18 protein-coding genes and 1 pseudogene are annotated in these 22,184 nt (G+C 60.9%); 8 read left to right on the top strand and 11 right to left on the bottom strand.

Translation table 11 applies throughout. The annotated features are described in order from the left end of the window. Positions 1–6: 6 nt before the first annotated feature. From P9255_RS12555 to P9255_RS12530, 6 genes are all read left to right on the top strand, one after another. Entirely contained in the window at positions 7–612 is a 606-nt protein-coding gene (locus P9255_RS12555; protein ID WP_309789650.1) for a TetR/AcrR family transcriptional regulator, read from the top strand. Positions 613–704: 92 nt separating this feature from the next. Next, the gene (locus P9255_RS12550; protein WP_309789649.1) at positions 705–1,394 is read left to right on the top strand and encodes a type 1 glutamine amidotransferase domain-containing protein; all 690 of its coding nucleotides are present in this window, start codon (positions 705–707) and stop codon (positions 1,392–1,394) included. A gap of 93 nt (positions 1,395–1,487) precedes the next feature. Next, complete coding sequence (locus P9255_RS12545; protein WP_309789648.1) at positions 1,488–2,645, top strand: alkene reductase; 1,158 nt, start codon at positions 1,488–1,490, stop codon at positions 2,643–2,645. Next, on the top strand, positions 2,642–3,382 hold the full coding sequence (locus tag P9255_RS12540; RefSeq protein ID WP_309789647.1) for an SDR family oxidoreductase: 741 nt from the start codon (positions 2,642–2,644) through the stop codon (positions 3,380–3,382). Before P9255_RS12545 ends, P9255_RS12540 begins: the two co-directional genes overlap by 4 nt. Then, entirely contained in the window at positions 3,273–4,814 is a 1,542-nt protein-coding gene (locus P9255_RS12535; protein WP_309789646.1) for an IS3 family transposase, read from the top strand. Before P9255_RS12540 ends, P9255_RS12535 begins: the two co-directional genes overlap by 110 nt. A 225-nt stretch (positions 4,815–5,039) precedes the next feature. After that, on the top strand, positions 5,040–5,777 hold the full coding sequence (locus tag P9255_RS12530) for a hypothetical protein (RefSeq protein ID WP_309789645.1): 738 nt from the start codon (positions 5,040–5,042) through the stop codon (positions 5,775–5,777). Positions 5,778–6,390: 613 nt separating this feature from the next. Here the strand turns inward: P9255_RS12530 and P9255_RS12525 are convergent. From P9255_RS12525 to P9255_RS12515, 3 genes and pseudogenes are all read right to left on the bottom strand, one after another. Next, positions 6,391–6,642, bottom strand: a pseudogene (locus tag P9255_RS12525) (TetR/AcrR family transcriptional regulator); the annotation flags it as partial. Between the two features lie 455 nt (positions 6,643–7,097). Next, positions 7,098–7,751 carry a response regulator transcription factor gene (locus P9255_RS12520; protein WP_309789644.1) on the bottom strand — a complete coding sequence of 218 codons (654 nt, stop codon included), beginning with the start codon at positions 7,749–7,751 and terminating at the stop codon, positions 7,098–7,100. Between the two features lie 269 nt (positions 7,752–8,020). Then, positions 8,021–9,187, bottom strand: coding sequence for a porin (locus P9255_RS12515; RefSeq protein ID WP_309766887.1), 1,167 nt, complete (start codon positions 9,185–9,187; stop codon positions 8,021–8,023). A gap of 618 nt (positions 9,188–9,805) precedes the next feature. Here P9255_RS12515 and P9255_RS12510 point away from each other — a divergent pair. Together P9255_RS12510 and P9255_RS12505 are read left to right on the top strand one after the other, a co-directional pair. After that, a complete protein-coding gene (locus tag P9255_RS12510) occupies positions 9,806–10,000 on the top strand; it encodes an antitoxin (protein WP_309789643.1) in 195 nt (64 codons plus the stop codon). Beyond that, positions 9,990–10,259 carry a type II toxin-antitoxin system RelE/ParE family toxin gene (locus tag P9255_RS12505; RefSeq protein WP_309766891.1) on the top strand — a complete coding sequence of 90 codons (270 nt, stop codon included), beginning with the start codon at positions 9,990–9,992 and terminating at the stop codon, positions 10,257–10,259. Before P9255_RS12510 ends, P9255_RS12505 begins: the two co-directional genes overlap by 11 nt. A gap of 247 nt (positions 10,260–10,506) precedes the next feature. Here the strand turns inward: P9255_RS12505 and P9255_RS12500 are convergent, their stop codons facing one another. From P9255_RS12500 to P9255_RS12465, 8 genes are all read right to left on the bottom strand, one after another. After that, positions 10,507–10,878 (bottom strand): ProQ/FinO family protein, encoded by a 372-nt coding sequence (locus P9255_RS12500; protein WP_309789642.1) that lies wholly within the window; start codon positions 10,876–10,878, stop codon positions 10,507–10,509. A 270-nt stretch (positions 10,879–11,148) separates the two neighbouring features. Further along, positions 11,149–11,628 carry an RES family NAD+ phosphorylase gene (locus P9255_RS12495; RefSeq protein ID WP_309766894.1) on the bottom strand — a complete coding sequence of 160 codons (480 nt, stop codon included), beginning with the start codon at positions 11,626–11,628 and terminating at the stop codon, positions 11,149–11,151. Then, positions 11,625–12,065: an antitoxin Xre/MbcA/ParS toxin-binding domain-containing protein gene (locus P9255_RS12490; RefSeq protein ID WP_309789641.1), complete on the bottom strand. Its 441-nt coding sequence runs from the start codon at positions 12,063–12,065 to the stop codon at positions 11,625–11,627. The genes P9255_RS12495 and P9255_RS12490 overlap by 4 nt, the downstream gene beginning before the upstream one ends. A gap of 3,096 nt (positions 12,066–15,161) precedes the next feature. Then, positions 15,162–16,913, bottom strand: coding sequence for an ABC transporter ATP-binding protein (gene nikE, locus P9255_RS12485; RefSeq protein WP_309789640.1), 1,752 nt, complete (start codon positions 16,911–16,913; stop codon positions 15,162–15,164). After that, on the bottom strand, positions 16,910–17,755 hold the full coding sequence (locus tag P9255_RS12480; protein ID WP_309766899.1) for an ABC transporter permease: 846 nt from the start codon (positions 17,753–17,755) through the stop codon (positions 16,910–16,912). Before P9255_RS12480 ends, nikE begins: the two co-directional genes overlap by 4 nt. Further along, positions 17,752–18,690, bottom strand: a complete 939-nt coding sequence (locus P9255_RS12475; protein ID WP_309789639.1) for an ABC transporter permease — start codon at positions 18,688–18,690, stop codon at positions 17,752–17,754. The genes P9255_RS12480 and P9255_RS12475 overlap by 4 nt, the downstream gene beginning before the upstream one ends. 1 nt (position 18,691) lies before the next feature. Continuing rightward, entirely contained in the window at positions 18,692–20,314 is a 1,623-nt protein-coding gene (locus P9255_RS12470; RefSeq protein WP_309789638.1) for an ABC transporter substrate-binding protein, read from the bottom strand. A 206-nt stretch (positions 20,315–20,520) separates the two neighbouring features. Then, entirely contained in the window at positions 20,521–22,173 is a 1,653-nt protein-coding gene (locus P9255_RS12465) for an ABC transporter substrate-binding protein (RefSeq protein ID WP_309789637.1), read from the bottom strand. Between the last annotated feature and the right edge of the window lie 11 nt (positions 22,174–22,184).

The raw sequence follows: 22,184 nt of genomic DNA, 5'->3' as shown, positions 1-22,184 counted from the left end.
AGGCCCATGGCTAAAGCAAACACCCATCGAACCTCGGATGTCCGCGACAACATCATTGGTGTCGGGCAACGGCTGATTGGCGCCAAAGGCTTCTCTGCTGTGGGTTTGAACGAGGTTTTGGCCGAGGCCGGTGTACCGAAGGGCTCTTTCTATCACTACTTCGGTTCGAAGGATGCCTTCGGCGTGGCTTTGCTGGAGAGCTACTTCGAGGAGTATCTGGAAGAACTCGACAGGACGCTCGCTGAACCCGGCCTGAACATGGCGCAACGCCTGATGAATTACTGGCAAATGTGGCAGGAGACGCAGTCCTTCTCGGATTGCCAGGGCAAGTGTCTCGCCGTCAAGCTAGGGGCGGAAGTAGCAGACATGTCCGAGGCCATGCGGGCAACGCTGAAGCGGGGCACCGCGGGAATCGTCAGTCGGCTGACGCGCGCTATCGAGATCGGGGTGAAGGAGCAGTCGATCGGGATAGATGGCGGCGATGCTCACGCCATCGCGCAGAGTCTCTATCAGCTCTGGCTGGGCGCGAGTGTAATGGTCAAGATCGTTCGGAACGTCGAACCATTCAAGACAGCCATGGCGACGACGCGGCGGATGCTTCACCTCGCTTAAAGACAGCGAGCCAAGACGCACTTCTTCGGAAGTGCTTTTTCAGACGAACTTTATAGACGACTGGTCTACTTAATTATCTCTAGGAGCGCAAAATGAAAGTACTGATGGTTCTGACCTCGCACGACCAATTGGGCACGACGGGCCGCAAGACGGGTTTCTGGCTTGAAGAACTGGCTGCCCCTTACTACACGTTCAAGGATGCCGGTGCGAACATCGTCTTGGCCTCGCCTCTCGGCGGTCAGCCGCCGCTGGACCCGAAAAGCAATGAGCCGGCGAATCAGACGGAGATGACGCGCCGCTTCGAGCGCGATCCGGAGGCCAACGCGCAACTGGCCGCGACGGTGCGGCTCGACAGCGTCTCACAGGCGGACTTCGACACCGTTTTCTATCCGGGCGGTCACGGTCCGTTGTGGGACCTCGCTGAAGACAAGCACTCCATCGCGCTGATCGAATCTTTCGTGGCCGCTGGCAAGCCGGTCGCGCTGGTCTGTCATGCCCCTGGCGCGCTGCGCCATGTCCGCACCGCCGCCGGCACGCCGTTGGTCGAGGGCAAGAAAGTCACCGGCTTCGCCGACTCCGAAGAGGCGGCCGTTGGACTGACGGACATCGTGCCGTTCCTCGTGGAAGACGAACTGAAGGCGAAGGGTGGCATCTACTCGAAGACCGACGACTGGGCGCCCTACGTCGTCACCGACGGGTTGCTGATCACCGGGCAGAACCCCGCGTCGTCATCGCCGGCGGCGGCGCTGCTGCTCAAGCATCCGGCATTGGCCGCGCAGTGATACGGGCCGCGCCATTTCGATGGCGCGGTTCAACCTCGCGAATCGCGCCAACGGATCGGCCGCGACACGAACAACAAAAAGGAGCGTCCAAGAATGAAGCATCCCGCGCTTTTCAAGCCCGTGCAGTTGGGGCAGCATACGCTGCGCAACCGCATCGTTTTCCCGCCGCTGACGCGCCAGCGCAGCGCGCAACCCGGCGATATCGCCACCGATCTTAACGCGCGCTATTACGCACAAAGAGCCAGCGCCGGATTCATGATCAGCGAAGGCACGCAGATCGAACCGCGTGGTCAGGGTTACGCATGGACGCCGGGCATCTATAGCGATGCGCAGATCGACGGATGGAAGAAGGTCACCGAAGCGGTACACGCGCAAGGCGGCGTGATCTTCGCCCAGCTGTGGCATGTCGGTCGCGTCTCGCACTGCGCGCTGCAGCCCAACGGTGATGCGCCTGTCGCGCCGTCGGCTATTCAGGCGGTGAAAGTGAAGGCCTTCATTGAAACCGGACCCGGTGCCGGCAAGCTTGTCGATCCGTCGATGCCACGCGAACTCACGGTCGGCGAGATTAAGGAACTGGTTGCTCTGTATGCGCAAGCGGCGAGAAATGCCCTTCGCGCCGGTTTCGACGGCGTAGAAATCCATGCGGCCAACGGCTATCTCGTCAACCAGTTCATCTCGTCGCATTCGAATCACCGCAGAGACGAGTACGGCGGTTCGCTGCAAAACCGGCTGCGCTTTCTGCGCGAAGTCATCGAGGCGGTTGTCGCGGTGGTCGGCCCCGAACGGCTCGGGGTGCGGTTCACTCCGCTCTTTAGCAGCACCGATCAGGACCGCGTGTATATCGGCCTCGTCGAAGGAAATCCTCATGAGACGTACATCGAAGCGATACGCGTGCTGGAGCGCGCAGGCGCAGCTTACGTCTCCATCGCGGAAGCCGACTGGGATAATGCGCCGGAACTGCCCGAAGCCTTTCGCCGTGACGTGCGCAAGGCCTTCAGCGGCCGCGTTATCTATGCCGGTCGCTACACGGCCGAACGTGCAGCACGCCTTGTCGAGGCCGACCTTGCCGATCTCGTCGCCTTCGGTCGACCCTTTATCGCCAATCCTGATTTGCCTGAGCGCATCGCTAACGGGTGGCCGCTGAACGAACTGAAAGCAGCCACCCTTTACGGCGGCGATGAACGCGGCTTGACCGACTATCCAACGTATTCCCAAGCAGTATCGCTTGTCACAGACGAGGTGATGTCATGACGCAAGGTATCGAAGACAAGGTCGTTTCGATTACTGGCGCCAGCACGGGCATCGGTGCAGAACTTGCCCGGCATCTTGCCGCGCGTGGCGCGAAGGTCGCGCTGGCCGCGCGTCGCAAGGAGAAGCTCGATCAAGTGGTCGCCGACATTGCGTCGCAAGGCGGTACTGCCCTCGCCTACACGCTCGATGTAACCGATAAGCGGCAGGTGCAAGCCGTGGTCGCCGCCGTTATCTCTGACTTCGGCAGGCTCGACGTGCTCGTGAACAATGCAGGGCTGATGCCGATCCGCCCGATGTCGGAAGTCAATACCGACGAATGGGATGCGATGATCGACGTTAACCTCAAGGGCACGCTTTACGGCATCGCGGCGGTCCTCCCCCGATTCAACGCCCAGGGCAGCGGGCACATCATCAACCTGAGTTCGGTAGCGGGCGTCAAGGTCTTCGCTCCGGGGGGGACGGTATATTCCGGTACAAAGTTCGCCGTGCGGGCTATTTCCGAAGGACTGCGTCAGGAGGTAGGCGACAAAATGCGCGTCACGTCTATCGAACCGGGCGCCGTAGAGAGCGATCTCAAGTTCACAACCGGGGGTGCGGACAAAAACTTGGACTACCTGGAGGTAGTTCATGTTCTCATACGAAGATCGCATTCGAGCGGTTCGACTTTACTTGAAGCTGGACAAGCGCATCGGAGCTACCATTCGGCAGTTGGGCTATCCGACCAAGAACTCTCTTAAAGCCTGGCATCGGGAGTACGAGCAGTGCCACGATCTGCGGGCGGGCTATGTCCGTTCGAGGCGGAGGTATTCTGATGAGCAGAAGACGATTGCCGTCGATCACTATTTGAGTCATGGCCGCTGTGCGGCCGCAACTTTGAGGGCTTTGGGTTATCCGAGTCGCGAGACGCTTGCGACCTGGATCGAAGAATTGTGTCCGGAAATCAGCAAACGTATCGTTGGCCGAGCCGTTGGAAGCGTTCCAAAATCACAAAAGGTGAAGCAGGCGGCAGTCATTGAACTGTGCACCAGAGAGCAAAGCGCTCGCGTGGTTGCCGAGAAAGCCGGTGTCAGCCGGCCAACGCTGTATAACTGGAAGAATCAGCTACTCGGTCGAGAGGTTCCAGCATCTATGAAACGCAAGAGGAAGCCAGCATCGGACCATGAGCGTGCGGAACTGGAGCAACAGGTCGAATCGCTTCGACGCGACATCCGGCAGCTGCAGCTTGAGCACGATATTCTGAAGAAGGCGAACGAACTGATAAAAAATGGGATGGGCATCAACCCGCAACTCCTGAGCAACCGGGAGAAGACAATGCTGGTTGATGCCCTGAAACAGACCTATGCGTTGCCGGAGCTGCTAGCCGCTTTGGGTCTTGCCCGCAGTTCCTACTTCTATCATCGTGCACGGCTGTTGGTTGCTGATAGGCATGCTGACGCACGGCGCGTCATTGCGGACATCTTCGAACTCAATCACCGTTGCTACGGTTATCGTCGGATTCGCGCGGCGTTGATCAGGCAAGAGGTCTTCATTTCGGAGAAGGTAGTGCGCCGCTTGATGCGGCAGGAAGGTCTGGCCACCACTACGACAAAGCGACGTCGCTACGGCCCCTATCGTGGAGAAATTAGTCCTGCGCCGGAGAACATAATCAATCGAGACTTCTCCGCCGCTGCCCCTAATCAGAAATGGCTCACGGACCTTACGGAATTCCAGATCCCGGCCGGCAAAGTGTATCTGTCGCCGGTTATCGACTGCTTCGATGGTCTCGTTGTGAGCTGGTCAATCGGTACGCGGCCTGACGCCGAACTCGTCAACACCATGCTGGATTCGGCAATCGAATCAGTAGCCGGCTGCAAGGAGCGGCCTGTAGTCCACTCGGATCGTGGTGCGCACTACCGCTGGCCGGGATGGCTCTCGCGTATGCAGGCGGCCAAACTGACTCGCTCGATGTCGCGCAAAGGATGTTCGCCGGACAATGCAGCCTGCGAAGGTTTCTTCGGGCGACTCAAGACGGAATTGTTCTATCCTCGTGATTGGCGAGCGACGACCATCGATCAATTCATCGAGATCGTTGATTCGTACATCCGCTGGTACAACGCAAAACGGATCAAGGTCTCGCTCGGCTCCCTCAGTCCCATCGAATACCGGCAGAGTCTTGGAATCGCGGCATAAATCAGTCGAAGAATTTAGCCGCACCCCCCCCAGAGTCATTTTACATCGGCGCTAACAACTCGCCTGCAACGACTCCTTCCAGAGGCGAAACTGTCGTTCGGACCGCCAGAATCTCGGCCACATCAACGGGTCGGCACATCTCTGTGGCGTACCTGTCCGGGGCGTGCGGTCGTTGGTTGAAGCCGTGCTAATGTCGTATCTACATTCATTGATGAAGGCCCGTTCATGAGCGTTGTCAGGGATATCAACGGCATAGACAGTATCCGGTCAAAGCCAAAGGTCATGATCTACGGCGTCGGTTACTACGCTACGGAAGCCGTGCGCATTCTCGTAAGAAGAGGATGGCCAATCGTCGCAGCGGTTAACCGGGCGGGTCCTAAGATCGGTAAGGATCTGGGACAAGTGGCAGGGCTTGAAGAAGACTTGGGCGTCATCGTGCAAGACTGTGAGACTGCCGACTATGCAGCCTTGGGGGCAGATATCGCCTTAGTCGTGCAAACCGAGAGACTGAGTTCCAATTTGTCCGCCTATCGGCGTCTTCTGGGTGCTGGCATTAATGTCATCTGCCACGGCTCCGAATCTTATTTTCCGCAAGTGGCCGACCACGAACTGGCTGACGAGATCGATGAATTGGCTAAGCGGACGGGCGCCACGTACACCGGGACGGGTATCTGGGATTTTTCCCGTATCTGGCCGGGCATTTTGATCGCGGGCCCGTGTACCGACCTTCACTCGCTTACGCATCGCAGCTTGACCAACGCCGAGGTGGCGAACGAGCGCATGATGCGCGCGTACGGCGTTGATATGACCCAAGCTGAATTTGCGGAGCGGGTCACTGCTACGCCTGGTGAGCTCGGAGAACTTTATAAAGGCATTCCAGCTCTCGTCATGCATGGGCTTGGCTTTACCATCACGAAGGTGAATGAGCGGCGCGAACCGGTGCTTTCCGATTGCCCTGTATGATGCCGCACGCTGAACCGGTTCCTGGAGCCGGGCATCTCGCTCGGCATGCGGATCACGGCTTCGGTCGAGACCGCCGAGGGGCCGACGGCAAACGCCCTCATCGAGTTGCGCCTGCTAACAGACGGCGAATTCTAGAACATGATGTGGACGGTGGATGGGAGACCGCCGTCGAAGATCCGCGTTGACCGTGCCGACGGGGTACATAGCTCGGCAGCATGCATGGTCAACCGCATCCCGGACGTCATCTCCGCGCCGCCGGGAATCAGGTTGATCTCGCAGCTGGGCCCCCTACGAGCGAGCCTGAGTACAGGAGAGACAATCTAGACCCCCCAGGACTGAGCCCGTCACGGCCCTGCCCGGTCATTGCAAATTTGTTTCCTGGTAGCCGGTAATGGATGTGTTGTTGACGTCCGGTCGGTAGGGCAGAGGGTGTGCAACTGGCCGATTGCGTAAGTTCGCCAACGGCCGCTTTGAGGGGCTCCAGTTCGGACACCCTTGGTTTGACTGACGGTCCGCTTTGTAGGTGCTCGTCTGACCGTAATGGGGTCGTCTTCGGCCGACCGTGGCCGGCCCCCTCTTCGACCACGCCCACCGTCCTCCCATTTCACCGCTCTCACGGCGTCGAGCGCAGGTAAGCTTCCAGCATGGCAAGATGCATCTCGGACATCTTCTCTCGCTCCGGATATTCCGCATAATCGCGGCCAGCGAAGACGCTGATCGTGTAGCGGTTGGATGCGATGTAATAGCCCATCCCGACAAGCGTCACATAGAAGTCGAGCGGATCAACGTCTCGTCGAAAGTGCCCGGTTGACACGCCACGCTCGAGAATCGTGCTGATGAGTTGGACCACCGGCGAAGCGCAAAGGCTTAGACGAGGAAAAGCAAGTCTCGTTCGCGCTCGTACATGCTTGCGACGCTATCGGCAAGCATTTCGGCATTGACGCGGGAGTCCTTGAACGCGCATTGCGGCCAGAGAATTTGGTGGAGTTGGCCGCTGCTCGGGACGCAGAGATCGCATCTCTCGTCCATGATCTTCCCGAACTTATGAAGGACGCCGAGGCCGTGCGGGAAAAGCACGCGTCCGTGCAATCGGCGCTCGCCAACGAACTTGCAAAGGCCATCGCTGCTGGCAAGATCAGCTCCCACTGAGCGTCACTGCGAGAAGACCGCATCCGCGCGCCCTTGAACATGCCGGTCCTATGTGACACGACGGATTTACTCATCGAATAGCGCATCACAACGTTATCCCGAATGAAGGCGGCTACACAGCCTATCGGCTAAAAGGCTGTCTGTTCTCCGGCCGCCGCTAGCGTCCGTAGCTTAAGCCAATCGATAGCCGACACCTCGAACTGTCAAGATTTCATCCTCTCCGATTTTTCGGCGCAGTGTGTTGACGTAGACCTGTATCGCGTTGGTACGGTCCTCGTTTGCATCGCCGTAGATTCTTTGCTCGATCTCAGCCCTGCTCAAAACGCGCGCTGGCTCCTCCATAAGAGCATGCATCACCGCAAACTCTCGGGGCGTAAGGTACAGCTGTTTACCGGCAGATTTAAATTCTTGTGCGGTCGGGTCCAGCATGAGGTTGCGGTGGCGGAGGACTTTTTGCTTGTGACCTTTACGTCGCCGCAGCAGCATGTGGATCCGCACGGACAGTTCCTCGAGATTCAAAGGCCGGGTCATATGGTCATCGGCGCCGGCGTACAGAGCGTGGATACGCTCGTGAGCTTGTTGGTGGTCGGTGAGCACGAGCGTAGAGGCTGCGCCGCCCGCTTTCCGATATGTGATGAGCAACTCGATGCTTTCGGAATTCGGGAGGTCCAGTGCTAAGAGCACGACATCATACGACTCGTTCCTGAGTGCTTGCTCGGCCGAACCCCTATCACGTCTCCAATCTACCGTGTACCCCGCCCGTCGCATCGATTCAACTACCGCCTCGGCTTCTATGCCGTTTCGTTCAATCAAGATCAAGCGCATAGGAGAGAGGCCAACGAAAACAGCAGGCGCGAACGTCGCCTGTGACTTCGAACGATGTTTGTTAGAGGAGTCGTTATTCTTGCACGCGCCGACGCGTTGGCAAATGCCTGCAGTAGACGCGCCAGCGAACGATGTTCTAACGACTATGGCTTCTGTGACGCCACTTCCGGGACGCGGAAACCGTCGAAGAACTGGGCACGTCCGCGACCTAAATGAAAAAAGCCCGAACGCCGATGGCGTTCGGGCTTTCGAAGGTGGTTCCGTGGTTCTTAGAACTTGTGACGCACGCCGATGATGGCGATTTCTTGGTGGTTGCGACCAGCCGCATAGCCAAAGTCGGCGACCGAAGCTTGAGCCGCAGCGGAGGTGCCGTCGGTCTGGCGCTGTTGGCCGCTTGCGTGCTGATACGCGCCTTGAGCGTAGACGTCCGTACGCTTGGAAATTGCGTAGTCCGCGCCGATGCTCACTTGGTGGTAAGTCGCATTGGTGTCGCCCTGGCCGTGCGTGTACGTGTAGCCGAGGCCGAGCAGCGCAGCCGGCGTGAGTTGGAAGTTCACGAAGCCATTGGCAACATGGAACTTCTCTTGTGACCCAAACGACGAGAACGCGTCCGGCTTGTACTGAGCGAAGCTGTACGATGCGCCGACCGTGAACGGACCGAACACATATTGACCTGCGCCTCGTGCGATGCCGATCGAGTGAGCCGATGCGTAGCCGTTGTTGATGACAGTGTACGTGAGCGAGTCGGACGACGGGCTATTCCACGTCGTCGCGTTGCGGCCTGCCGACGGGTTATCCGTGTACAAGTAGCTCGCCGCCAGGCCGAGCGGGCCATTGTTATAGGCGACCGCACCGCCCCACGTCTTGCCTTGGCCCGTTGCACCAGCCAAGTTGCTAAAGCCGTAGATACCTTCGAACTGGAAGCCACCGAACACGGGCGAGACGTACTTCACAGCGTTGCTCACGCGCAGGCTGTTGTCGTAGTTATCGAGGTCGCCCGGCGTTGCAAACGCCGCACCCCAATAGTTGTCAGCGGTGAGGCCCTGGACCAGATCGACCGACGGGTCATATTGGCGACCGAGAGTAACGGTACCGAACTGGTTGCTGGTCACGCCGACGAATGCTTGACGGCCAAACTCGCGACCACCTTGGTTCAGACGGCCGGTGCCCGGGTCAAAGCCGTTTTCCAACTGGAAGATCGCCTTCAGGCCACCGCCGAGGTCCTCTTGACCCTTCATGCCCCAGCGGTTGCCGGACAGGTTGCCGTTCTGCATGCCAAACAGGTGACCACCGGTGCCGTCGCCGTTGTCAACACGGCTCACGTACGTCAGGCCAGCGTCCAGAACGCCGTAGAGCGTCACACTGGATTGGGCGTTAGCCGCACCGGCTGCGCCAAGAAGTGCCAGGGATACCACCGCTACTCGGGTTTTCTTCATCTCGATCGCTCCACGCGTGAATTCTTTGAAATATTGCTATACACGACGGACTGAAGGATACATTGTGAAAAGAGGTTTTCATTATCTGTTGCAATTAAGCTACAAGCGTGGCAAGTCTAGGCAGTAGTGGGAGGGTTTCCAAGGTGCGATCTGGGCGCGCGGAGCGCCGCGCTATGGCGGCAAGCAGGATCGCTTGGACTGCAAACTGAGCCGGTGTCCTTTCCCGATGATCCGCCACCGTAAGGCCGCGGGGGAAAGGCAAAATCGGAAAGGTGCCGCTTGCGTGCGTGCGTCGGACTGTCCATTTTCCCGGTAATTGCCGCCTTTGCGCTGGAACTGGCGCCATTAAGCAGGTCTTGCATGGCCCGCCCTGAGCCTTGTAGCGAACGATCGTCCGATAATGAATTTACGGCAGGTCTGGCTAGGGGCGCGGAATGTTATAGGAACTAATAGGGCCAACATCGCCGGCTGAACAGCGCTGCCGGCTAAACAGAGCGCGGTGCGGTGGTCGCCGTGCTGTCGAGCTTTGGCGCTAGGCTGACCGCAAGGTGCCCGAGTTTGCGCCGTGAGCGGTACGGGCCCACGCTATCACGGAAGGCATGCCTAACGAGGTGACGCATGGGAAATATTTGGACCGAACCTGCCATTAGCGGGCACGACACCAAGGAGGAATCGGAAGCCTACGACGTGTGGTTTCGCGAAGAGGTGCGCATGTCACTCGAAGAAGAAGGTGCGGACATTCCTCACGATGAAGCGGTCGCGTGGATGCGCGCACGTATTGCCGAGCGGCGCAAGGTGACGAATGATCGTTGACTGGCGCCCGCGTGCGGTACGCCGACTCGATAAGATACACGCCCACACTAGCGAAGGACGTTTCCTTGCGGCAGACGCAGTGTTCGACACGATTGTCGCGGCCGCCGCCACATTACCTAGCCACCCGTACGCCTACCGCGAAGGCCGCGTGCCCAACGCGCGAGATGGTCAGCTGCCAAATTACATCATTGTTTATCGCGTGAAGCGCGATCGCATACTGATCGTGAATGTGCTCCACGCGCGCCAATGCTATCCCTGATCCAGCTGCCGGTTTGTGCTTCGCGCGCAGGTCTGGTGACGCGCATTCATCACTTGCAAGACTGACCTTCTAGCGAGTATGGGTCCGACGACTGGGCAATAGAGGCCGAAGCCTGCGACGAATCGATGCGACGTCTATTGCCAGTCTCCAGCTGCGACCGGCGATATTCGTTTAGCAATTCTAACGACAATGCGCTATTGGCTTATGTCGAGTGTAAGTGACGGGAGAATGTTTACCGCTCGACGGATCAAGCGCGACGCTTGTTTGCAATCTGCTCCCGCCTGCGTGCGAGTCGAGTCTTCTCCTGACTCGTCCCGAACTCTGCTTCGGCGGCGGTGACGATGCCAGCGACTGCACCGGCAAGATCCACGCGCCCAGCGCCTTCGACGAGACACGTCCAATAGCGTTGGCCACGACACCAGAGCTTCACGCCGTTCCGAGCGTCTCGTTCACTGAGTCCAAGCGACGCCGCTCTCGCAAGCACGTCCTTAAGAATCCCGACCTTTAGCGGGACCTTTGGTGCCGGACTGCGCGGAAACGTCCGTGGGAAATGTCGTTGCAGCGTAGTGACCGCCCGCGCGGCTGCATCGGCAGACGTGCGCCGAGGCTCCGGCTGCATTTCCCGTGCGACGTCGACAGGCTGAACCAGGGCGCGAAGAGCAAAAAGGTGGCTCCACGCTCGACGTCACAACTGCGCCTTAAGCGCAACGAGCTGTTCGAATCCCATGAAGCTTGCCTGGAATCAGTTTGTGATTTTACCAGTTGCCTTCAAACATTCCCGTTCACCGCCCGTTGCGGACCTCCCTGGCGGCGGCCGAACGCGGCCGAAGCCCCAGCTCAAGCCCGTTTGCGAAAATCAAGATGCGGATTGCGCGCCGGCGACACGTTATCATGCGTCGTTTCGAGCGGCGCGACGCAACAACCGCGGGTCGGTTTCCCATTCATCGCGGGCTCCAAGCACGATCTGCGCGAAGTCTGGGTGACCGGGGTTGAGCAGATAGTTTGTTTCGGCAGGGACGACCGCGCTCGGCACCGCAAGCACCGCGCTCGTTCGCTTCTGCGCCCACGCAGCCCCAATTTGTTGCGGTTCGGTCCGTGCAGTGAGCTCTCTCCAGTCGGGCGGCAAATTCGCAGCATCGACGCGCTCGATCAGAGTCTCAGGAATTCGCGCCGGGATCAGTACATACCGGGCCCGCAGCGGTGAGTCCTGCACGAGCATCTCGAGGAGCGCAAGCGATTGTGTCTGTGCTGTATAGACGAGCGCGATGCCTTTCGGATTCCACCGCCCGCCATAGAGGCGCGCACCTTCGCCGGAGAAGGCGCTATCAGCATACCGCTCTGTCACGACCCGCCAAGCCGACAAGGTCATGCAAAAACACCATGCTCGATGCGCCCAAGCGTATCCATCACGCTATCGGCACCAATGTCCGTATCGAGGAGACTGAGCGGAGTAGCGTCGCCTAGTGCCGCTGCCGGCGCCTTGAGCCACCCGATCGCCAGATCGAGGTCTTCGAATACTTCCGCCGCGCGCGCCACGACACGCGCGAGTCGTAGTAACTTGGCCGACTCCTCGCGGCTGAAAACGCCTTCGCGCTTGCGCCGCGCCAAGGTCCGTTCGGGAATATCCAGCGCCTGCGCCAGCTCTGACTGCGAAATCGCAATGGATTTGAGCATTGAGTCGAGCGCCTGTGAGGAGATGCCGTGACGGACGATATCCACCCACTCGAGGCCCGATCGAGGTGCGCGGCGCAAGACCGAGCGTCCGCCCAACAACGAATCCGCCGACACTTTGTCGATGACGGTCATAACGCCTCCTGCCATTTGGCATTTATATTACACCAAATTGGCAGCGTCCGGCGGTGACGCGCTTTGCCCGGCAGAACGAGTTGGCCGAAGTCGCGTGCGATTCGTAGGTTTGGCGCTTACGTGGCAGCCTCGCTGAACCACAACCAGAGGCGACAGCCAAAGCACAGGAGGCCAATGGCAGCGGTGACCGGCGGAAATCCGCTGGCTGTGCAGGGCATCGTTACGGTCTCGGGCTGATTGAGTCAAAGGGGTTGCGCGGCGCTCGCCGCGCGCCTCGACACAGTCCGCAAGCTCCCTGATTAGAATATCCCCACGCACCCGGACGGCCTACGCACCACGCAGTTGAGTCATCAACCGATCGTGACCGGCTGCGTCAACTTCGAGCGCGGAAGTTCGTCTGCGGTAGCCAAACTCCGAAAAGATGCGTTTTCTGCTCATCAACCCTCGCCGGCATATCCCGCCCATATGAGCCGCAGCCGCAAACGCCGCGCGTTTCGCGGGCCGTCGTCTCACCGACTATCTGTTGCGAGGGGAAAATTTAAGACATCCCCTTCTTTTCCAACTTGCTCAACCATCTTTCGGAAGATCACTAGCAACCCAATTCGACGGCATCCGAATTGTACATTCGGAATGCGAATGATCAAGACACTTATGCCGATTAGGTCGGACGTTGTTAAGGCCAATGGTCGGTTGGTCATCTGCCGCCTTCAGCGCGAGCGATAAGTCCTTGACGAGCGACCTGAAACCGAGCGCCGTGCCGTCGCCCCGATCAGCCGCGTGAGCGCGCGCCGTGCTGGTCTCGAGCGCGGTTGCGCGGCCCGACACACCGGCGCAATTTTCCAGGTGATGCGGTCAAGATACGCCCCACCCGGCGACCAGTAATTCTCGTTGCGATCGGGCACGATGCGGTCGCCGCGCAGCCACTCAGTGAACTTTTCGCAGTTTCGTCGATGCGGAGGCCGCCGACTCCGCAAAGCGAAGTTCGGTGCTCGTACGGTACGAACTCCGCGAAAGCCGCCTTGAGGCGCCGCATATCTCGTTAGTCGCGCGGGCGGTCGCGGCTAGCTCGGGCACGAACGGCCATGGGCGTAGATAGCGGCAGTATTCTGAACTGGCCCTCTTCCATTTCCGCCCATTCTTGTGTGAACGGGAGGTAGAGCCTAATGATCCACGGACTGTCCTCGCCCGCTTGGCGACGCGCTCCGTACGGGTGCAACAATTCACCGTCGGTCCGTATTCGATCGAACCGAAGTAGGCGCCGTCTTGGATAGCGTTCGCCGCTCACCTTCTCGCGCATCAGCCTCGGAAGGATTTCGCTGGGATAGCCAGGGTGTCCGTCGGCGAGATCATTGACAGTCGCGCGGATTTGAGCATCGTGGTTGGGATATGCATCCTCTAAGTCCGTTTCGTCAAGTACGACTTCCTCTACCATATATGGCGGTCCTTGGTACCAGAAGGGGTCATCCTCAACCAGCCGAATAGCAGTCAACGTGCGCATGCCAATGTCGGTGCAGCGCCACATGAACGGGCGCAAGCGAAATCAAGGCCGATGCGAAAGTCCGAGATGTTCATTTTTCAGTCAATAACGGTTGTTCATTGAAACTCCCCCGAGCTCCGAACGAGCGATACTCGCAGCCGTCGGAGCGGCATCACTTCGAAAAGACACGATCAACGTAATCTTGGCTCAAAGATCTACCGGAACAATATTGCGGCTGAGGGTTTGACTTGCACAGAAGCCCACCGTTGCCGCACCGCTGACAGCGCTATCAATATTGCGCGTCGAAGGCCTGTGAGAAACTGCGCGAGTGCCACACGGCTCGACGTCGGGACGTAGACCGTGCGGCTGCAACCGGTGACCGGGGAGGGCTGCCGATCCACCTGGTCAATGCCGGTCACGGGCGGCACCGCGAGCGTCGCAGCGGCTGCGCGCGACGCGCATACCGCCGGCTGCGCAGCCGCCATGCACGGCGGCAATCGGACGGGTAGCCACGGTGGAACGTCCGTCCGAGATTCGATTTCAGGAATCAATGGATCAATGGTACGAATGAAGATCGAACGTTGGAGATTAGTGGCATTTTCAACGAGCGACCAACGGCTTGTCCGTCTACCCTAACGTGGATGCTGTAAAACAGCCTTCCTAAATTGCGCTCGAAGGAACAAATCCGGCACTGGTGTAAGCACCTCAGCGTGAATTGCAACTCCACTCAGGATGCGACCCCGTGACGTGACGCCGCGCGATGGAACGCACGGCGCGCATCATCACTCTGGGACCTCGCGGCCGGGCTGACTGCGCCCCCCTAAAGTTTTCGGCATTCATGGATAGCAGTACCTGGTCGCGGTTAAGGCAACATCGATCGAAAAGATGTTCATCATTTGTCGCAGGGTCTAGGCGGTGGCGTTAGGTTGGTCCCCTCACCGCCCGCGTAGCGCGACGAATGCGTCTGACTGCGGCAGCAGGCGTGTCTGACACTAAAGACGAGTCGTGATGCCACCACGCGATGACCGCTGCGGCATCACGCTCGGTCCTCGCACGAGCAACCCGCTCAATCTCCGCCGTCACCGCTTCGCACCCACTCGCTGATTCGCCGTCGTGCGACCTTAGGTCGATCGCTTCGCGATAGATGGTCTTGGCTTGCTCAATCGATATTTGCATCGTCTGTCACCCCTCATGGACGCGTTAGTATGCGCAAGAGGCACGGATCATGTCGGACATCGATCACCATTCGAATCGTGACATTGACGACATCCGCATGTGCGGGGTTGAGAATACAGTTGCAGGCGAAAGGCATCACCGCACTAGGGACTATCGGCAACGCCGTTGATCCGCCCCCTAACGATTCGTTGCCGGCAGATTGCGCCCATGACGCGCCTTCTCTCTAATCCTCCGGCAAAACACTCTCGCCTAGTTCGGCAAGCAGCACTTGATCGCTGACCGCCACGCGCAGCAGACGATACGTGTCCGGCAGTCTCGCCGAACTCGGCGACATGGACGGGCTACCAGTACTTGAAGCCGCGCTTCAAGTGGCGGTCCCAAAGCACAAGACTGCGCGCATAGCAAATGCGCAGGCTGACACGCGCCACGAATGACGCCCCGCGTCAAAGCATCAGTTCTCGCGCAAGGGGCGCCGCTTCATCCCGTCTTTCTCCGTGCTTTTGCCACAAAGTCGGTGCGGATGCCTTCAGCAATCGCGTATAGGCGTGCCGCGGATGCGCAAGCACCCCCTCCACGTCGCCTTCCTCTACGACGCGCCCAGACTTGAAGACGAGCACTCGATCGCACAGATGCGCAACGACACCGAGGTCATGCGAGATGAAGAGCAGCGCGGTCGCAAGCCGGGCTTGCAAGGACACCAGCAGATCGAGCACCTGCGCCTGCACATAAACATCGAGCGCGGAAACGGGCTCGTCGCAGACGATCAGCGCCGGCTCCGGCGCAAGCGCCCGCGCGATCGCCACGCGCTGCCGCTGCCCGCCGGAAAGCGACACCGGCCGCCGGTCCAGATACGCCGCGCTCAGCCCGACCTGCTCCAGTAATTCGACGCTGCGATCGAGCACCCCCGCCTTGGAAAGACCTCGCGAATGCAACCCTTCGGCAAGCAATTCGCGCACGGCATGCCGCGGATCGAATGAACTCAACGGATCCTGCGGGATATATTGAATGCGCGAGCGCAGCGCCCGACGCGCCGTCTCGCGGACACCGGCGCCGTTCCATTCACGCCCAAGAAAACGCACAGCCCCGTGATCCGGTTCGAGCAGCCCCAGCACGATATTCCCGCAGGTACTCTTGCCCGATCCAGATTCGCCGATGATGCCGAGCACTTCGCCCTGGCGCACTTGAAACGACACATCGTCGAGCGCGGTGAAGCGTTCGTCGCGCCCCCCGCCGCGCCGTCCAAAGGTCTTGCCGATGCCCCCGACATCGAGCACGACGCGATCCGACGGAGCAGCCCGAGGCGGCAGCGGATCGCGCACGATCGCCGGCATGGCTCCGCGCGTCGTGACCGCCATGCGCGCCGAACTCAGCCGATGCCCCCGCGACTCCAGCGATGGCTGCGCGGCCATCAACTGCCGCGTGTAGTCGTGCGACGGATGCTGCAGCACGTCGCGCGTCGCGCCGCTGTCGACGACCTTGCCGCCGTGCATCACGAGCACGCGATCCGCGATGCCCGCGACCACCGCGAGATCATGGCTAATGAGCAACACGCCGACGCCCTGGGCGAGACGCTCGCCAAGTACCGCGACCACTTGCGCCTGCACGGTCACATCGAGCGCGGTGGTCGGTTCGTCCGCGATGACGAGCGCCGGGCCGGCCGCGATCGCCGACGCGATCAGCGCGCGCTGCCGCAGGCCGCCCGAGAGTTCGTGCGCGTATTGCCGGGCACGCATCGCCGGTTCGGGAATGCCGACGTCCGTCATCAAGTCGTGCACCCGCGCGCGACGACCGGCGCGCGAGCGCAGCACGCGATGATGCGCGAGCACTTCTTCGATCTCCGCGCCGATCGTGCGCAGCGGATCGAGCGAGACGAGCGCGTCCTGCATCACCAGTCCGGCGAACGGACCACGCAAGCTACGCCAGTCGCGCTCGGTGAACGCGAGCGCATCGCGTCCGGCGATCTCGAAGCGTTCCGCGCCGATCCGCGCCCCGCGCCCCGCGAGACCGATCAGACTGCGCGCCGTGAGACTCTTGCCCGAGCCGGACTCGCCAACGAGCGCGACGCATTCGCCGGGACGGATCGTCAGATCGACGCCTTGCACGAGCGGCGCGCCGCCGTTCGCATTCGCGAAACCGATGGACAGCCCGCAAATTTCGACCAGCGGCCGATCCATCCCCAATGCCTGCGTCTTCATGCGCGCACCTCGAACTTGCGTTGCAGGAAGCGTCCGATGACCGCGAACGACAAGACGGTCAACGTGATCGCCATGCCCGGAAACACGCTCGGCCACCAGGCGACGCGCAACACGTCGCGTCCTTCGGCGAGCATCACGCCCCACTCGGGCGTCGGCGGTTGCGGACCCAGCCCGAGAAAGCTCAGTCCCGACACGGCGATGATCGCGCTGCCGATATCGATCGTCGCGATGACCGGCACTGCGACGAGCACGTTCGGCAGCACATGGCGACAGAAGATCTGCGTACGTGACAGACCGAAGCTCACCGCGTGCGTGACATAATCCGCGCGGCGCACGACGAGCGCCTGCGAACGCAGCACACGCCCGAACTTCGGAATGCCCGCGATACCCACGGCAATGGCGATATTGACGATGCCTTGTCCGAAGAAGGTCACGACGAAGAGCGACAACAAAATTGGCGGAAACGCGGAGAGCACGTCGAACACGCGCGACCCGGCTTCATCGGCGAGACGGTTCGACAAGCCCGCAAAGAGGCCGACGACGAGCCCGATCGCGAGGCTCACAATCATGCTCGCGAGCCCGATCAGCAACGAATAGCGCCCGCCGTGGATCACGCGCGAAAGCACGTCGCGCCCGATGCGATCGGTGCCGAACCAGTGCTGCGCGTCCGGCGGCTGCAGCGTCGCGGCGACGTCGCTCACGAGCGGATCGAACGGCGTCACGATGCGTGGAAAAGCCATCGCGATGCCTAGCGCGACGAGAAACGCGACGGCGATCATCACGCCCGCGGGCAACGGCGCGCGCCCGCGCGAAGCGAATGCGGTACGTATAACGGTGCTCATTGTCTGCGCAACCTCGGATCGATGAAGAGATAGGCGATGTCGAGCAACGTCGAAATGACGACATGCACGAACGCCGCGAGCAGCACGACGGCCAGCACCACCGGCACGTCTTGCGATGTCACCGCGTTGAGCGTCACGCTGCCGATGCCCGGCCTGCCGAACATCTTTTCAGTGATGACCGCGCCGCCGAGCAGGCTGCCAATCAGCCAGCCGCCGAGCGTCACGACCGGCAGCAACGCATGGCGCAGCACATGACGCGCGCGCAGGACGAGTTCGGACACGCCGCGCGCGCGTATCGTCGTGACGAACGGTTTCGCCAGTGCCGCTTCGGTCGATTCACGCATCACTTGCGAAAGAATCCCGGCGGTCGGCAACGCCAGCGTCACGGCGGGCAGGACGAGCGCGCGCCAGCCGTTCGCCCCCGATACGGGAAAGAGCCGCAACTGGAAGGAGAACGCGATCAGCAGCAACATGCCGAGCCAGAACACCGGCGTCGACGTGAACGTGAGTTCGATCAGCGACGCGCATCGCGCGCCGAGCGCGCCCCACGCCCCGCGCGTGCCCTCCCCGCCCGCCGTCACCGTCGCGACCAGAATGGCGAGCACGAGCGCGAGCGCGCCGGCAGACAATGCGAGCTGCATCGTCGGCCAAAGCTGGCTGCGCAGCACGTCGAGCACCGGCTGCTGCATCACGAACGACGTGCCCAGGTCGCCATGCGCGAGCCGCAGCAGGAATTGCCCGTATTGCCACGGCAGACTGTGATCGAGGCCCCATTGCGCGGCGATGGCCTCGCGCAAGCCGGGATACGCGAGATCGCCCGCGAGCACGTCTTCGATGCGTCCCGGCAGCGCGTGTATCGCGACGAAAGCCACCGACGCCGCGAGCCACAGCACGAGCAATCCCGTCATCAGGCGCGTCGCGATCTGTCTGCGCATCTCACGCTCCCTGTTTGTCGATCCAGATGTCGTAAGCGCTCGCCGGGCCGTCGAGTTGCGGCTCGAACCCGATGCCATGCACGTTCGACTTCGACGCGAGGTGATACACCGGCGCGAACAGCGGCACGATGAACGCCTGATCGACGGCGCGCGCCTGAATCTCGCCGAGCAGCTTGCGCCGTTCATCGCCGATCGGCATCAGGCGCGCGCGGTCGATGTCGCCGGTGATCTTCTTGTCGGAGGCAGGAATGGCGCTATACAGGAAGCCCTTGTCGCCGAGCATGTCCCACAGTTCCATCGCGACATCGGACGGGTTGTCCGTGTTCGGATAGATGAACCACACGCCGGTCGCCTTCTGATTGGCGAAGTCGCCCGCGGTCGTGATGCGCAGGTTCAGATCGAGCCCGATGTTCTGCCGCAAGGCAGACTGCACGGCACGAATCAACACGTCGCGGCTATCACGGACATAAGGCTGGGGATACCCGACTTCGATCGTTAGTCGCTTTCCGTCCTTGGTGCGAAAGCCGCCCTTGTCGCGCGCGGTCCATCCGGCTTCGTCGAGCAGACGGTTCGCGTCGGCGATCTTGTTGCCCCACGAACCCGCGAGCTGTTTCGCGTAGTCCGGATTGTCCGGACCGATGTTCGACCACGCGCGCCGCACCGTGCCGAGATACACGCTCTTCACGATGGCGTCGAGGTCGAAGCCGTCGCGCAGCGCGCGCCGCACGCGAACGTCGTTGGCGGGCGGCACCGTGTAGTTGATGTTCAGCGTGAACGATGTCGTCGCGGACGGACCGTGTACGTACTGGAAGCCATCGACCTTGTCGAACACGGCGATGTCGGTCGGCTGGACGCCTTCGATCAGATCGACCTGCCCCGAACTCAGCGCGCCGGTTCGCACGGCCGCCTCCGGCAAGAACCGATACGTGACGCGATCGAGATAGGCCGGTCCGCGATGCGCGGCGTTGTCGGGCGCCCATCCATAATTAGGATTGCGCTCGAAGGTCGCCTGCTGTCCGCGCTGATACGACTTGAACACGAACGGCCCGGTCCCGACGATGCCCGGTCCTCCGCCGCACAGGTCCTTGTTCTCGGCGAGCGCCTTCGGCGAGATGAAGCCGAGCTTCACGCTCGAGAGCGATTCGAGCGTCGTGGAATCGGCCTGCTTCATCACGAGCTTCGCGACGTAAGGCGACACCACTTCGACGCGATCGAACGCGACGAGCAGCGACGCCGACGCCGATGTCGTGCTGACGTTCTTCAGGATGTAGTCGAAGTTGGCCTTCACCGCGTCCGCATTGAACGGCGTGCCGTCGGTGAACTTCACGTCGTCGCGCAGCGTGAACGTGTAGCTCTTGCCGTCGTCGGCGATGCTCCACGACTTCGCGAGCCACGGCGCGTAGGTGCCGTCGGTGCGCTTCGAGACGAGCGAATCGATGTAATTGCGGATGACCCAGAACGAGTTTTGTTGCGACGAGCGATGCGGATCGAAGCAAGCGGGCTCGGTCGTCACGCCCCAGGTGAGATCGCCGCCCGTCGCCGGTTGTTTCGCGGCCGCGTGCGTGGATGTTGCGGACTCCGATTTGCTGCAGGCGGTGATCGCCGCGCTCGAGGCGATCGCCATGACTAAGGCCAAAGCGCGTGCGAGCGCCGGTCGTTTTACGTTCATCGAATGGAATTCCCGAGCAGACAGAAGACGCGATGCGCGCGGCTTTCAGCCGTGTCCGGCGCAGCGTGCGGACAGGCGGGCGGCATCGCGAGAGAGCGACAAGCTTACGGTCGCCATGACATGCGAGGCAACGAAGCAAACTTCATAAACTTATTTGACGCCTAAGCTTGCAGCCACGCATCCGCGAGCGTCGAATAGAAGAGCATCGGACCTTTGCGCAGCCCTGCAATCTTGCTGGAATAAAAGCCGAAGAACTTGAGCTCGAGCAGATTGATCGATGGCACTTCCGTTTGCACGAATTGCTGCAACTGGTCGATGAGCACCTTCCGTTTCGCTACATCGCCCTCCTCCTGAATGCCTTCGATAATCTTGTCCATCTGCGGATTCGAATAACTCGACGCATTGCTAGACGGCACGCCCTGCTTGATGTTCTTGCTCCAGAAACGCCGCGTCACGCCGATCTGCGGATCCGGATACGCCGAATACCACATCGACGCGGTATCGAAGTCGCGCTCCGTATAGAGCTTGCGAATGACGCTCGGCAGATCGAGATTGACGAGCGTCATTTCCACGCCGACGTTTCTGAGCTGCTGGCGCATCATCTCGGCGGCCCGCAAGTACACCTGTCCGTAAGCGACTTCGGTGACGTGATCGATGCGCAGCCGCACGCCGTCCGGCCCGCGCTTCAGGCCCGCTTCGTCGAGCAGGCGTTCGGCCTCCTTCGGGTCGAACGCGTATTGCGGCAGTCCCGGCTTGAAGAACTGCTTCTGGTAGCTCGGCACGCAGCTTTGCGCGACATCCGCGAGTCTGAACCACACGATGCGCGCCATCGCGGCCCGGTCGATTGCATGCGCGAACGCCTTGCGCACGCGGATGTCGTCGAAAGTCTTGCGCTTGTAGTTGAAGTCGAAGAAGAACATCGGCGCGGGAGCCTGCCAGCCCACCGTGTCGAGCGCGAGCCGCGGGTCCTTGCGAAGGCGCGCGACATCGCTCTCCGGCACAGGATTGTTCGCCGCAAAAGCGATCTCGCCGGTCTCGAGCGCCGCGGCGCGGGCCGCGCTGTCGGGGATCATCTTGAAGACGATCTGGTCGAGGTAAGGCTTGTCGTCCTTTCCCGAGCGTCCCTTGTCCCAGTAATCGGGGTTGCGCTGAAGCGTCACATGACTGCCGCGCACCCATTCCTTGAAGACGAATGCGCCCGTGCCGACCGGCTTGACGTTGTACGGATTCGTCAACGGATCGGTGCCGTCGTACAAGTGCTTCGGCACGATCTGCGTCTCGGTGCCGAAGAGCACCGCCCACAACACAGGCGACGGGCCGCTGAGACGGAAGACGACCGTATGCGGATCGGGTGTATCGACGCCGGTTACCTTGGCGAGGTTCGAAGCGCCGCGCGGATGCGTCTTCTTGACGACGTTCAGAATGGAATACTGCACGTCCGCCGAAGTGAACGGCGTGCCGTCGTGCCACCTGACGTTCTTGCGCAGGTTGAAGGTGATCGACTTGCCGTCGGGCGATGTCTGCCACGATTCCGCGAGCTGCGGCTGCGGGCGATACTCGCTGTCGTAGGTCACGAGGCCATCGAAGATGCTGGCCGAGATCACGACCGCCGGGCTCGATATGTTGATCCCTGCAACGAGACCGCCCGGTTCCGGCGCGACGTTGGCGACGAGCGTGCCGCCGCGGATCACGGAGCCGGGCAGCGCCGCCAGCGCCTGCGCCGCTCGGGCAGAAGACAACGCGCCGGCACCCGAACTGGCCAGGAGCAATTGCAGGATCTGACGTCGGGTGATGCGGGGCGAATCGAAAGTCATGTGCGAAGTGT

Source organism: Caballeronia sp. LZ019, assembly GCF_031450825.1.
Lineage (GTDB): Bacteria > Pseudomonadota > Gammaproteobacteria > Burkholderiales > Burkholderiaceae > Caballeronia.
The sequence above is the reverse complement of the archived record's forward strand: the minus strand, read 5'-3'. Positions and strand labels throughout refer to the sequence as shown.

What these genes read in the sequence shown, in the direction of transcription:
- P9255_RS12555 (WP_309789650.1), top strand. Translation starts at nt 7, where the DNA reads ATGGCTAAAGCAAACACCCATCGAACCTCGGATGTCCGCGACAACATC.
- nikE (WP_309789640.1), bottom strand. Translation starts at nt 16,913, where the DNA reads ATGAAGACGCAGGCATTGGGGATGGATCGGCCGCTGGTCGAAATTTGC.
- P9255_RS12535 (WP_309789646.1), top strand. Translation starts at nt 3,273, where the DNA reads ATGTTCTCATACGAAGATCGCATTCGAGCGGTTCGACTTTACTTGAAG.
- P9255_RS12475 (WP_309789639.1), bottom strand. Translation starts at nt 18,690, where the DNA reads ATGCGCAGACAGATCGCGACGCGCCTGATGACGGGATTGCTCGTGCTG.
- P9255_RS12505 (WP_309766891.1), top strand. Translation starts at nt 9,990, where the DNA reads ATGATCGTTGACTGGCGCCCGCGTGCGGTACGCCGACTCGATAAGATA.
- P9255_RS12530 (WP_309789645.1), top strand. Translation starts at nt 5,040, where the DNA reads ATGAGCGTTGTCAGGGATATCAACGGCATAGACAGTATCCGGTCAAAG.
- P9255_RS12465 (WP_309789637.1), bottom strand. Translation starts at nt 22,173, where the DNA reads ATGACTTTCGATTCGCCCCGCATCACCCGACGTCAGATCCTGCAATTG.
- P9255_RS12550 (WP_309789649.1), top strand. Translation starts at nt 705, where the DNA reads ATGAAAGTACTGATGGTTCTGACCTCGCACGACCAATTGGGCACGACG.
- P9255_RS12540 (WP_309789647.1), top strand. Translation starts at nt 2,642, where the DNA reads ATGACGCAAGGTATCGAAGACAAGGTCGTTTCGATTACTGGCGCCAGC.
- P9255_RS12545 (WP_309789648.1), top strand. Translation starts at nt 1,488, where the DNA reads ATGAAGCATCCCGCGCTTTTCAAGCCCGTGCAGTTGGGGCAGCATACG.
- P9255_RS12515 (WP_309766887.1), bottom strand. Translation starts at nt 9,187, where the DNA reads ATGAAGAAAACCCGAGTAGCGGTGGTATCCCTGGCACTTCTTGGCGCA.
- P9255_RS12495 (WP_309766894.1), bottom strand. Translation starts at nt 11,628, where the DNA reads ATGACCTTGTCGGCTTGGCGGGTCGTGACAGAGCGGTATGCTGATAGC.
- P9255_RS12480 (WP_309766899.1), bottom strand. Translation starts at nt 17,755, where the DNA reads ATGAGCACCGTTATACGTACCGCATTCGCTTCGCGCGGGCGCGCGCCG.
- P9255_RS12520 (WP_309789644.1), bottom strand. Translation starts at nt 7,751, where the DNA reads ATGCGCTTGATCTTGATTGAACGAAACGGCATAGAAGCCGAGGCGGTA.
- P9255_RS12510 (WP_309789643.1), top strand. Translation starts at nt 9,806, where the DNA reads ATGGGAAATATTTGGACCGAACCTGCCATTAGCGGGCACGACACCAAG.
- P9255_RS12470 (WP_309789638.1), bottom strand. Translation starts at nt 20,314, where the DNA reads ATGGCGATCGCCTCGAGCGCGGCGATCACCGCCTGCAGCAAATCGGAG.
- P9255_RS12500 (WP_309789642.1), bottom strand. Translation starts at nt 10,878, where the DNA reads ATGCAGCCGGAGCCTCGGCGCACGTCTGCCGATGCAGCCGCGCGGGCG.
- P9255_RS12490 (WP_309789641.1), bottom strand. Translation starts at nt 12,065, where the DNA reads ATGACCGTCATCGACAAAGTGTCGGCGGATTCGTTGTTGGGCGGACGC.